The following is an 11,924-nucleotide window of genomic DNA, read 5'->3' as shown; positions in this document are numbered from 1 at the left end:
CGGTGAGCCTGTCCCTCGACGCCCGCCAGCGCGCGATGCTGGCGGAAATGGGCATCCGCCTGTTCGAGCCGCCGGCGTCGGATGCCGCCGTGCCCGCGCCCGCGCGTGCAAGCCCACCCGCGCGTGCGACCGTGCGCGAGCAGGCACCGGCCAGGCCGGTCGAAGCGGCGCCCGCCCCGCCGCCTGCGTTCGAAGCCGCGGCCGCGCCGGCCGCGGGCCAGGTGCCTGCATCGCTCGACGTCGAGGCCATGGACTGGGACACGCTCGGCCAGGCCGTGGCCGGCTGCCAGGCCTGCGGCCTGTGCCAGGGGCGCCGGCAGGCGGTCTTCGGCGCGGGGGACCGGCAGGCGGCATGGATGGTCGTGGGCGACGCCCCGGGCGAGGAGGAGGACCTGCGCGGCGAGCCTTTCGCCGGCCAGGCCGGTCAGCTGCTGGACAACATGCTGCGTGCCGTGGGCGTGGACCGGCAGCAGGGCGCCTACCTCACCACCGCCATCAAGTGCCGCCCGCCGGGCAACCGCCCGCCCGCGCCGCAGGAGCTCGCAAGCTGCGCGGCCCACCTGCGCCGGCAAGTCGCACTGCTCCAGCCGCGCGTCATCCTGGCCCTGGGCCGGCTGGCGGTGCAGAGCCTGCTGGGAAGCACCGAGCCCCTGGGACGCCTTCGGGGCGGCGTGCACGAGTTCCAGGGCGTCCCGGTCGTGGTGAGCTACCCGCCGGCCTACCTGCTGCGCAACCCGGGGGACAAGGGGAAGGCCTGGGAGGATCTGTGCCTGGGCCTCACGAAGCTGGAGCCGTAGCCGGGCTCAGAGCCGTTCCAGCTCCGGGTGGGCGATCTTGCCGCCCCGCACCAGCATCTTTCCGTACTCGGCGCACCGGTTCAGGGTGGGGATCACCTTGCCGGGGTTCAGCAGCCCTTGCGGATCGAAGGCGCGCTTGAGGCCCAGCATCTGCTCGCGTTCCTCGGGCGAGAACTGCACGCACATGGAGTTGAGCTTCTCCACGCCCACGCCATGCTCCCCGGTCACCGTGCCGCCCATGGCCACGCTGGTCTCCAGGATGTCGGCGCCGAAGAGCTCGCAGCGGTGCAGCTGGTCGGGGTCATTGGCGTCGAAGAGGATCAGCGGATGCAGGTTGCCGTCGCCGGCATGGAACACGTTGGCGCAGCGCAGGCCGTACTTGCGCTCCATGGCCTGGATGGCCAGCAGGATGTCGGCCAGCCGCTTGCGCGGGATGGTCGAGTCCATGCACATGTAGTCCGGACTGATGCGGCCCGAGGCCGGGAAGGCGTTCTTGCGCCCGCTCCAGAAGCGCAGCCGCTCGGCCTCGTCGCGGCTCACGGCGATGGCGGTGGCGCCAGCCGCGCGCAGCACCTCGCTCATGCGGCCGATCTCCTCTTCCACCTCCTCGGGCGTGCCGTCGCTCTCGCACAGCAGGATGGCCTCGGCCGTCAGGTCGTAGCCGGCGCGCACGAAGTCTTCCACGGCCGCCGTCATGGGCTTGTCCATCATCTCCAGCCCGGCCGGGATGATGCCGGCGGCGATGACGGCGGCCACGGCGTCCCCGGCCTTTCGCACGTCGTCGAAGCTGGCCATGATGCAGCGCGCCAGTTGCGGCTTGGGCACCAGCTTCACGGTGACCTCGGTGGTGATGGCCAGCATGCCTTCGCTTCCGACCGCCACGCTCAGCAGGTCGAAGCCCGGCACGTCCAGCGCGCGGCTGCCGAAGGTCACCGGTTCGCCTTCGACGGTGAAGCCGCGCACCTCCAGCACGTTGTGCAGGGTCAGGCCGTACTTGAGGCAGTGCACCCCGCCCGAGTTCTCGGCCACGTTGCCGCCGATGGTGCAGGCGATCTGGCTGGACGGATCGGGCGCGTAGTACAGGCCGTACGACGCGGCGGCCTCGCTGATGGCGAGGTTGCGCACGCCGCATTGCACGGTGGCCGTGCGGCTCACCGGATCGACCCGCAGGATGCGGTTGAAGCGCGCCAACGACAGCGTCACTCCCTCGGCGTGCGGCATGGCGCCCCCCGAGAGGCCGGTGCCGGCGCCGCGCGCCACCACCGGCACCGCCAGCGCATGGCAGGCCCGCAGCACCGCCTGCACCTGCGCCTCGGTCTCGGGCAGGGCCACCACCAGCGGCCGCTGCCGGTAGGCCGTGAGGCCGTCGCACTCGTAGGGCGTGGTGTCCTCGGACTGCCAGAGCAGGCCGCCTGCCGGCAGCAGCGGCGCGAGCGCCGCGACCACCTGCTGCTGGCGCGCGGCGCGCGCGGCAACCGGGGTAGGGTCGTGGGGGGCGTTCATGGGAGCGAGTGTAGGCAGGTGCCGCTCGCAGCGCTCTACTTGAAGATCACCGTCTTGTGCCCGTTCAGCAGCACCCGGTGTTCGCTGTGCCACTTCACGGCGCGGGCCAGCACCAGGCTTTCGGTGTCGCGGCCCAGGGTGGTGAGGTCCTCCACCGTCTTGCTGTGGTTCACGCGGGCGACGTCCTGCTCGATGATGGGGCCCTCGTCCAGGTCGGCGGTGACGTAGTGGGCCGTGGCGCCGATGAGCTTCACGCCCCGGTCATGCGCCTGGTAGTAGGGCTTGGCGCCCTTGAAGCTGGGCAGGAAGCTGTGGTGGATGTTGATGGCCCGGCCCTCCAGCTTGCGGCACAGCTCGTCCGACAGGATCTGCATGTAGCGGGCCAGCACCACCAGCTCGGCGCCCTCGGCTTCGACGATCTCGTACTGCCGGGCCTCGGCCTGGGCCTTGGTCGCGGCACTGACCGGGATGTGGTGGAAGGGCACGTTGTAGCTCGCCGCGAGCTGGTAGAAGTCGCGGTGGTTGGAGACGATGGCGCGGATGTCCAGCGGCAGCAGGCCGCTTTTCCAGCGGAACAGCAGGTCGTTCAGGCAATGGCCCTCGCGGCTGACCATGATCACGGTGCGCATGGGCTGCGCCGCCTCGTGCAGGCGCCAGCTCATTTGCAGGCCCGTCGCGAGCTGCGCGAGCTGGGTCTTGAGCTCCTGCGTTCCCAGCGCCTCGCAGGCGAAGCGCACGCGCATGAAGAACAGCCCCGTGTCGCGGTCGTTGTACTGCGCGGCCTCTTCGATGTTGCCGCCGCGCTCGAACAGGAACCCCGAGACGGCATGCACGATGCCCGGCCGGTCCGGGCACGAGAGGGTGAGGATGTAGGCGTGGCTCATAGGCCGCCGATTGTCGCAGCGCCCGCAGGGTGGCCGTCGGCGGCACAATGGGCCTTCGGGAAGTGAACGCAAGAAGGAGACTGGCATGGCCTACAACGATTTCGACACGGGCAACCACTGGCTGCCCTTCACCCCCAACCGGCATTTCCGCAAGGAGCCGCGCGTGTTCGTGCGGGCCGACGGCATGCACCTGACCACGCACGACGGCCGGCAGGTGATCGACGGCATCTCCAGCCTCTGGTGCGTGGGCGCCGGGCACAACCGGCGCGAGATCAACGAGGCCATCAAGACCCAGCTGGACACGCTGGACTACGCCACCACCTTCCAGGCATCCAACGACCGCGCCTTCGAGGCCGCCGGCATGATCGCCGCCCTCGCGCCCGGCGACCTGAACAAGGTGCTGTTCTGCAACTCGGGTTCCGAGGCGGTGGACACGGCGCTGAAGGTGGCGCTGGCCTACCACCGCGCGCGCGGCGAGGGGCACCGCAACGTCTTCATCGGGCGTGAACGCGGCTACCACGGCGTGGGCTTCGGTGGCATCAGCGTGGGCGGCATCCCGGCCAACCGCAAGGCCTTCGGCGTGGCCATGCTGCCGCGCGTGGACCACATGCGCTTCATCCACGACCCGGTGGACAACGCCTACATCCATGGCAAGGACCCGGTCTGGAAGGAAGACCCCTTGCTGGAGCTGGAGCAGCGCATCCTGCCCCTGCACGACCCGAGCAACGTGGCGGCGGTGATCGTCGAGCCGGTGGCGGGCAGCGCCGGCTGGTACCTGCCGCCGCAGGGCTACCTCAAGCGCCTGCGCGAGATCTGCGACAAGCACGGCATCCTCCTCATCTTCGACGAGGTGATCACCGGCTTCGGCCGCATGGGCACGCCCTTCGCGGCGGACTTCTACGGCGTGGTGCCCGACATGATGACCTTCGCCAAGTGCGTGACCAACGGCGTGCAGCCGCTGGGCGGCGTGGTCTGCCGCGACAAGCTGTACGACCAGATGATGAAGACCGATGCGCCCGAGCACGTGGTCGAGTTCTTCCACGGCTACACCTACTCGGGCCATCCGGTCGCCTGCGCCGCAGCGGTGGCCACGCTGCAGCTGTATCAGCAGCACAACCTCTTCCAGCGCGCGGGCGAGATGGGCAAGGTGCTGGGCGATGCCTTCCATTCGACGCTCAAGGGCCTGCCCAACGTCATCGGCATCCGCAGCCTGGGCTGCGCGTCGGCGGTGGAGCTGGCGCCCATCGCCGGAACGCCCGGCAAGCGGGCCTACGACATCTTCCTGGACTGCTTCAAGCGCGGCGCCTGGGTGCGACCGGCCGGCGACGTGCTGGTGATCGCACCGCCCTACATTGTGGAGAAGTCGCACATCGAGCAGCTCGTGGGCACGCTGGCGGAGTCGATCCGCCGCCACGCCTGAGGAAATTGCTGCGCGACCTGCCTCACCGGCCCATCTGCCGGCGCAGCTCGGCGCAGTAGTCCTTCTTCGGGGGCTGCGGCGGCCAGGTGACCGGCCGCACGGAGAGGTCTTCCCGCAGGTGGCGCGGCACGCCCAGCTCGGGGTCGACGTGGCCGCTGCCGGCCAGCAGGACCACGGTCGCGCCGCGCCGTGCCGCCTGCGCCAGGGTGCGCGCCATCGCTTGGTCGCGGGCCACCTGGATGCGGGCCATGGGGCCGAGGCGCTCGGCGGGGATCAGGTCGCAGTGGCCGGCGCGGATCGCCTCCCGGTGGCGGGCCATGGCCTCGGGTGGGAGCGCGGCGTCCAGGCGGGCATCCGCCATCGCACCGCGCATCTGCTGGCGGGGCAGGTTGGCGCCCAGCACCGGCACCCCGGCACGCACGGCCGCCATCACGGCCGGCGCGTAGGCCTGCCAGTGCCAGGCCTGTTCGCTCCAGCCGAGCGCGCTGCGCACGGCCGACTCGTCGGCGTTGCGTGGCAGGCCAGCCGTCGTGGCGCCCTCTTCGGCCATCTCCAGCACGAGCGCGGCCAGACGGCCGCGGCCGAGCAGGTCGACCACGGTCTGGTGATGCAGGCGCTGGTGCTCGGCCGCATCGTGCTGCTCACCCAGCAGGAGCAGGTCCACGTCCTTGTCGCCAGCGGCGGGCGGCGCGGCCGCGCAGCCGGCGGCCAGCGTGGCGCAGGCAAGCAGGAAGGAAAGCAGGCGCACGAGAGGTAAGCGCAAGAAGCTGTCCCGAAGCGGGCGCGGTGGGATCTGAAAGCGCGACCGCGGTCGGTGCAGCGCTCGCGCGCGGGAAGCGTCAGTGCATGACGAGCGGGTTCTGGGCCAGCTCGGCGTAGCCGTCCAGGGTTTCCTCGACCTCTTCCTGTGTCGGGGTGTTCACCTGCCAGGCGTTGATCTGGCGCTGGAAAGCCTCGGCCCAGCTGCCGTCGAGGTAGACCTCCTTGTTGGACCGCTTGTCGACGATTTCAAAGCCGTGACGCGCGATGCTAGGCTCCGGTTCGCCCTCCGACGGGGCGTTGGCCTGCATGTGCACGACGACGAAGGCGTCCGAGTCATAGAGCATTTGCATGGTTCTCAATCCCTTCTAGCCACAGAGGTGGCACCGATCCGGCGCTGTTCAAGAGCCAGAAGGGCGCCTTTCGGCTTCCATGGCGGCCAGATTAGGGGCGTGCGCGTTCAGGGCCTGTCGGTTGCGGACCAGCGCTGATCCATCCATTCCCCGTCCGGCTGTGTCAGACGCAGGCGCACCGGGGCGTAAGCGTGCCCGGGAGCCAGCCACAGTTCGAGCTGGCTATCGTGCGGCTCGCGTGGCCGCCGAAGCAGCTTGAGCGCCGGTACCGTGCCGGCGGGAAGGGACAGTGTTTCCTCGCCGGCCGCTTCGAATTCCCAGACCTCGGCGCCGCGGACGCCGGCCACCTGCATGGACACGCCGCTGCGCGCCAGCGTGGGATCGGCCGCCAGCAGGGCGGACAACTGCAGCACCACGCTCAGGCGGTCCTGGGCGCCGGGCAGCAGGGCGACCGGCTCGCGCGGGCTGCTGAAGACCAGGCGGCCGCGCTCGCGCTCGAAGTGCACGGCCTGCTCGCCGCGCCGCTGCTCCGAGAAGCGGTCCGGCGCCAGGCCCTGCGGCGTGACCCGGCCGCTGCTGCGCAAGGTGCGTGCGGGCGCGGGCAAGGCGCGCAGCGTCATGCGGGCTTCGTACCGGACGCCGTCGTGCGACCACTCGAGCTCGCCCTGGCCAGGCCACTCCAGTCCATGGCTGCGCAGGGTCAGCACGTACTGCAGCCGCACCGGCGCCGGGACCTGGACGATGGGCAGCGGCCTGGCAGGCTGGGCGGGGGTGGTGGGCGTGGCGGGCGTGGCCGGCGTGGCCGGCGTGGCCGGCGTGGCCGGCATGACGGGTGCGGCAGGCGTGGCAGCCACCGCCGGGGTGCGGGGAACCGGGCCGGACGGCGTCGCTTCGGCGGCGCGCGGCGGCGAGCGGGGTGCCGCGGACGGCGGCGATGGCCTGGGCGGCGTCCCGGCATCCCGCGGTGGCGCTGGCGGCGCCTCGGCCAGTCGGACGAGGGGCCGCAGGACGGGCGGCGCGGCTTCGGTGCGCGGAGACTGGGCCCGGGCCAGGCCTTCCAGGCCGCCGAGGTGCAGGGCCGACACGACGATCACCAGCAGGGCCAGCGCGCGGCCGTGCTGGCGCGGCGTCATCCCCGCCACCCCAGGTCGCTGGACAGCTGCGACGCACATTCCCGCAGCGGGCCGGCGACGGCGCCCTTCCAGTCGGCGTCGAAGCTGCCGGTCGGGCCCATGGCCACGATGCCGAGCGCGAGGTGCCCGTCGGCGTCGAAGACCGGGGCGCAGAAGCCCGCCACGCCGGGCAGCAGCACGTCCACGACACGGGCGATGCCGCGCTCACGGACCTCGACGAGCATGCGCTCCACCTCGGCCATGGTGGACGGCAGTTCGCGCAGGCCCTGGCGCCGTGCGCGGGCGAGTTCCTCGGTGAGCAGGGGCGCGATCGCATCGGCGGGCGCCCAGGCCGCGAAGCAGCGGCCCGTGGCAGACGACAGCAGGGGCATGACGTCCCCCAGCCGCAGGTTCACGGTCACCGCATGCGGTGGCTCTTCCCAGTGGACGATGGTCGGCCCGTGGTTGCCCCGGACCGCCAGCGCCAGCGTATGCTCGACGCGGGTCATGAGCTGGGGCATGCGTTCGCGGGCGAGCTTGACGGCGTCCAGCCGCGACAGCGAGGCCAGCCCCAGGCGCAGCGCCGCGGGGCCGAGGTCGTAACGGGTGCTCACCGCGTCCTGCACCACCAGGGCCAGGCGTTGGAAGCTCACGAGGTAACGGTGCGCCTTGGCGGCGCTCATGCCGGCGGCGGCCGCCAGGTCCCGCAGCATCAAGGGGCCGCGCGCCTGGCCCAGGACTTCGAGCAGCGAGAAGCCCACCTCGACCGACTGAATGCCTGCGCGTTCCTTCACGGTCGTCCCGTACAATTTCGTTTAGGTAAATTCATTTCACAATGCGTAACGACGCACTGTAACGCAGCCCACGGCTGGGAGACAAGCGGCATGAAACTCGCCACGTACAAGGACGGCTCGCGCGACGGGCAGCTGGTGGTCGTCTCGCGCGACCTGGCCGCGGCGCATTATGCGACCGGCATCGCCGACCGCCTGCAGCAGGTGCTGGACGACTGGAACTTCCTCGCGCCGCAGCTTCAGGACCTGTACGACGCCCTGAACCAGGGCCGAAGCCGCCACGCCTTCGCCTTCGACCCCGCGCGCTGCATGGCGCCCCTGCCGCGCGCCTACCAGTGGGTACGCGGCTCGGCCTACCTCCAGACCGACAGCTTGATCGACCAGGGTGCGAGCGACCACTTCCTGGGTCCGCGCGATCCCATCGTGCTGCCGCGCGAGGAGCTCGGGGTGGACTTCGAGGCCGGCCTCGCGGTGGTCACGGGGGACGTGCAGCGGGCTGCGTCGCCCGAGCAGGCGCTCGACGGGGTGCGCCTGCTGATGCTGGTCAACGACGTGAGCCTGCGCAGCCTGGTCGCGCCCGAGCGCGAGGCCAAGGACAGCGCCGGCGTGCAGGGCCGCCCCGCGACCGCGTTCAGCCCCGTGGCGCTCACGCCCGACGAGCTGGGCGAGGCCTGGCAGGGCGGCCGCGTGCACCTGAGCCTGCATAGCAGCTGGAACGGCCGCAAGGTCGGCCTGTGCGAGACCGGGCCCGACATGCGCCTGCACTTTGGCGAGCTCATCGCCCAGGTCGCTCGCCTGCGCCCCGTGCGGGCCGGCAGCATCGTCGGTTCCGGCGTCGTGAGCAATCCCGCCGTCGAAGCGGCCTCCGGCCGCATGGAATGGCCGCGCGGCTTCAGTTGCATCGCCGATAAGCGAGCCGCCGAAATCGTCCTCGATGGCCAGCCGAGCAGCGGCTACCTGAAGTTCGGCGACACCGTGCGCATCGAGATGAAGGGCAAGGACGGCCAGAGCCTCTTCGGCGCCATCGACCAGGAGCTCGCGTCCGGCGAGGCGTAGCGCGGTCCACGCGCCTACAGCCGCAACCAGGGCGTCCCGGACTCCTGCGCATGCGTGGTGCCGAGGTCCTCCAGGAAGGTGTCGCACCACCAGTGCACGTCCCAGCGCTTGCAGACCGCCAGCAGCGCCCGGTGCCGCTCGCGGCGCTCCTCCAGCGGCATCTGCAGCGCCAGGTGGATGGCCTCGGCCGTGCCTTCGCTGTCGTAGGGGTTGACCAGCAGGGCTTCCTTGAGCTGCTCGGCCGCGCCGGCAAAGCGTGAGAGCACGAGCACGCCCGGGTCCTCCGGATCCTGCGCCACGACGAATTCCTTGGCCACGAGATTCATGCCGTCGCGCAGCGGCGTGACCAGCGCCACCTGGCTGGCGCGGTACAGGCCCGGCAGGCGGGCCCGCGCCACCGTGCGGTGGATGTAGCGCACGGGCATCCAGTCGAGTTCGCCGTAGTTGCCGTTGATGGAGCCGCACAGGCTCTCCAGCTCGTGCAGGATGTCCGTGTAGGCGCCCACGTCCTCGCGGCTGGGCGAGGCGATCTGGATCAGCGTGGCGCTGCGGTGCGTGTCGGGGTAGTTCTGCAGCAGGGCGCGGAAGGCTTTCAGGCGGTGCGGCAGGCCCTTGGAGTAGTCGAGGCGGTCCACGCCCACCAGCAGCTTGCGACGGGAGTATTCGCGCTTCATGCGCTCGTACATGTCGCGTGCCTCGGGGGCCTCGGCCAGGGCGTTGAATTCCTCCACGTCGATGCCGATCGGGTAGGCGCCTGCGCACAGCGTGCGGTTGAACACCCGCCACTGGGCGCCCTCCAGCGATTGCGCGTGGAACTCGCCCTGGATGTACTGGCAGAAATGCGCATGGTCCGCCTGGCTTTGCAGGCCGACCAGGTCGTAGGAGCACAGGCCCTTCATCAGCCAGTCGTGTCCCGGGATGGCCGCGAACATGGGCGGCGGCGGCAGGGGCACGTGCAGGAAGAAGCCGATGCGCTGCTGGCAGCCCAGCGCGCGCAGCTCGCTGCCCAGGGGAATGAGGTGGTAGTCGTGCACCCAGACGATGTCGTCGGGCTGCAGCAGCGGCGCGAGCTGGCGCGCGAAGAGCTGGTTCACCCGCCGGTAGCCCTGGATGTCGCTGGCCTCGAAGTCGGCCAGGTCCAGCCGGTAGTGGCACACCGGCCAGAGCACGCCGTTGGAGTAGCCGAGGTAGTACGCGTCGTGGTCCTCGCGGCTCAGGTCCAGGGTGACCAGCTTGACCGGCCCGGCCTGCTGCGAGTGCATCTGCGCCTCGCCCGCGCGTCCGCCTTCGGCGGGCTCGACCACCTTGCCGCTCCAGCCGAACCAGATGCCCCCAGTGCTGTTCAGGAACTCGGCCAGGGCGACGGCGAGGCCGCCGGCGGAGGCCTTGCGCGGATCGGCCACGCGGTTGGAGACGACGACGAGACGGGCCATGTGAGACGACTCCTGGTGGCGGGACTTCAGATCACCGTGTCCCAGCTGGACGACAGGCGCGTGGCGGCATTGATCAGGCCGACCATGGAATAGGTCTGGGGGAAGTTGCCCCACAACTCGCCGGTCGTGGGGTGGGTGTCCTCGGACAGCAGGCCCAGCGGGTTGCGCAGCGTCAGCATCTGCTCGAACAGGGCCCGGGCCTCCTCGCGCCGGCCGATGCGCGCGAGCGCGTCGATGTGCCAGAAGGTGCAGATGTTGAAGGCGGTCTCGGGCCGGCCGAAATCGTCCGGGGCTTCGTAGCGGCGCATGTAGGGCCCGTCGCAGAGCGTGCGCTCCAGCGCCTCCACGGTGGAGACGAAGCGCGGGTCCAGGGGCTCGATGAAGTTGACTTCGGCCATCAGCAGCACGCTGGCGTCCAGGTCGCGCCCGCCGAAGCTCTCGGCGAAGGCGCCGCGCTCCTCGCACCAGGCCTCGCGCAGGATGCGCTCGCGGATCATCTCGGCGCGCTCGCGCCAATGGCGCTCCCGCGGCGGCAGGCCGAGCATCTGCGCCACCTTGGCCAGCCGGTCGCAGGCGGCCCAGCTCATGAGCGCCGACGAGGTGTGGATGCGGGCGCGCGTGCGCAGCTCCCACATGCCGGCGTCGGGCTCGGCGTGCACGCGGAAGGCCTGCTCGCCCACGGCTTCCAGGTAGCCGAACTCGGTGCGTCCGGAGCGGCGGAACAGCCGGTGGTCGTGGAAGGCCTGGGCCGCGCCCAGCACGATGTTGCCGTACACGTCGTGCTGGAAGTGCTCGGCGGCCTGGTTGCCCACGCGCACCGGCCCCATGCCGCGGTAGCCGGGCAGGTGGTCCATGACGGCTTCGGGCAGCATGTCTTCCTGGCCGATGCCGTACAGCGGCTGGATGTGCCCGCCCCGCGAGCGCACCACCACGTTGTTGAGCCAGCGCAGGTAGTCCTCCATGGTGCCGACCTCGGACAGGCTGTTGAGGGCGCGCACCACGAAGAAGGCATCGCGAAGCCAGCAGAAGCGATAGTCCCAGGTGCGGCCGCTGTCCGGCGCCTCGGGAATGCTGGTGGTCATGGCGGCCACGATGGCGCCGGTGTCCTCGAAGAGGGACATCTTCAGCGTGATGGCCGCGCGGATCACCGCGTCCTGCCATTCCAGCGGCACCGACAACGCCCGCGACCACCCCTTCCAGTAGCTGCTGGTCTCCTGCTCGAAGCCGCGCGCGGTGTCCTCGATGCCGGACAGCAGCGTCTCGTCCGGCCCCAGGATGAAGTTCATGGGGCGGTCGGCCACGAACCAGCGCTCGGACAGGATGTACGACAGCGGCGCGTCGCTGTTCAGGCGCAGCGCCGTGTGCTGGCCCACGTAGCGGATGTGCGTGCTGCCCTGCGTGATCTGCGGCACGTCGCGGCCCCAGTCGAAGCGCGGCCGAAGCAGCACCCGCATGCGCGGCGAGCCGCCCAGCACGCTGATGCGGCGCACCAGCGTGAGCGGCCGGAAGGTGCGGCCGCGGCTGAGGAAGCGCGGCGCGAAGTCGCTGATCTCGATGCCCTGGCCCTGGCGGTCGTACAGGCGCGTGCGCAGGATGGCGGTATTGGGCTCGTAGCGCTGCTCGCTGCGCTCGAAGTCCTCCAGCTCGAAGGTCCAGAAGCTGCCCTGGTCGCTCGCGTCCAGCAGCGCGTTGAACACCGGGTCGCCGTCGAAGCGGGGCAGGCAGCACCAGACGATGGCGCCGCGCGGATCGACCAGCGCGCTGTAGGCGCAGTTGCCGATGACGCCCAGGTCCAGCGATTGCGGCAGCATCGGCG

The 11,924-nt window shown here is 71.0% G+C and carries 11 protein-coding genes; 3 read left to right on the top strand and 8 right to left on the bottom strand.

All coding sequences use genetic code 11. The features are described 5' to 3' along the window. The first annotated feature begins 2 nt into the window (after positions 1 to 2). Positions 3 to 797: a uracil-DNA glycosylase gene (locus EZ242_RS15415; protein WP_338101469.1), complete on the top strand. Its 795-nt coding sequence runs from the start codon at positions 3 to 5 to the stop codon at positions 795 to 797. Between the two features lie 6 nt (positions 798 to 803). On the opposite strand, the gene EZ242_RS15410 is transcribed toward EZ242_RS15415, so the two are convergent. After that, positions 804 to 2,300 (bottom strand): FAD-linked oxidase C-terminal domain-containing protein, encoded by a 1,497-nt coding sequence (locus tag EZ242_RS15410; RefSeq protein WP_135286075.1) that lies wholly within the window; start codon positions 2,298 to 2,300, stop codon positions 804 to 806. Between the two features lie 35 nt (positions 2,301 to 2,335). Beyond that, the gene (purU, locus tag EZ242_RS15405) at positions 2,336 to 3,184 is read right to left on the bottom strand and encodes a formyltetrahydrofolate deformylase (protein ID WP_135286074.1); all 849 of its coding nucleotides are present in this window, start codon (positions 3,182 to 3,184) and stop codon (positions 2,336 to 2,338) included. 85 nt (positions 3,185 to 3,269) lie between these two features. On the opposite strand from purU, the gene aptA reads away from it, so the two are divergent. Continuing rightward, complete coding sequence (gene aptA / locus EZ242_RS15400; protein ID WP_135286073.1) at positions 3,270 to 4,604, top strand: omega-aminotransferase AptA; 1,335 nt, start codon at positions 3,270 to 3,272, stop codon at positions 4,602 to 4,604. A 22-nt stretch (positions 4,605 to 4,626) separates the two neighbouring features. Here aptA and EZ242_RS15395 read toward each other — a convergent pair whose 3' ends face one another. The 4 genes from EZ242_RS15395 to EZ242_RS15380 form a co-directional block, all read right to left on the bottom strand. Beyond that, positions 4,627 to 5,352, bottom strand: a complete 726-nt coding sequence (locus EZ242_RS15395; protein WP_240787110.1) for a ChaN family lipoprotein — start codon at positions 5,350 to 5,352, stop codon at positions 4,627 to 4,629. A 91-nt stretch (positions 5,353 to 5,443) separates the two neighbouring features. Then, entirely contained in the window at positions 5,444 to 5,716 is a 273-nt protein-coding gene (locus tag EZ242_RS15390; protein ID WP_135286071.1) for a BTH_I0359 family protein, read from the bottom strand. Positions 5,717 to 5,823: 107 nt separating this feature from the next. Further along, entirely contained in the window at positions 5,824 to 6,849 is a 1,026-nt protein-coding gene (locus tag EZ242_RS15385; protein WP_167784814.1) for a DUF3108 domain-containing protein, read from the bottom strand. Continuing rightward, on the bottom strand, positions 6,846 to 7,622 hold the full coding sequence (locus EZ242_RS15380) for an IclR family transcriptional regulator (protein ID WP_135286069.1): 777 nt from the start codon (positions 7,620 to 7,622) through the stop codon (positions 6,846 to 6,848). The genes EZ242_RS15385 and EZ242_RS15380 overlap by 4 nt, the downstream gene beginning before the upstream one ends. Positions 7,623 to 7,712: 90 nt before the next feature. Between EZ242_RS15380 and EZ242_RS15375 the strand changes: the two genes are divergently transcribed. Further along, complete coding sequence (locus tag EZ242_RS15375) at positions 7,713 to 8,675, top strand: fumarylacetoacetate hydrolase family protein (protein WP_135286068.1); 963 nt, start codon at positions 7,713 to 7,715, stop codon at positions 8,673 to 8,675. Positions 8,676 to 8,689: 14 nt separating this feature from the next. Here EZ242_RS15375 and otsA read toward each other — a convergent pair whose 3' ends face one another. Then, entirely contained in the window at positions 8,690 to 10,108 is a 1,419-nt protein-coding gene (otsA, locus tag EZ242_RS15370) for an alpha,alpha-trehalose-phosphate synthase (UDP-forming) (RefSeq protein ID WP_135286067.1), read from the bottom strand. A gap of 26 nt (positions 10,109 to 10,134) precedes the next feature. Continuing rightward, on the bottom strand, positions 10,135 to 11,919 hold the full coding sequence (locus EZ242_RS15365) for a glycoside hydrolase family 15 protein (RefSeq protein ID WP_135286066.1): 1,785 nt from the start codon (positions 11,917 to 11,919) through the stop codon (positions 10,135 to 10,137). Positions 11,920 to 11,924: the final 5 nt, after the last annotated feature.

Source organism: Ramlibacter rhizophilus (assembly GCF_004681965.1).
Lineage (GTDB): Bacteria > Pseudomonadota > Gammaproteobacteria > Burkholderiales > Burkholderiaceae_C > Ramlibacter > Ramlibacter rhizophilus.
Note: the sequence above shows the minus strand (reverse complement) of the source record. Positions and strands in the feature narration are given on the sequence as shown.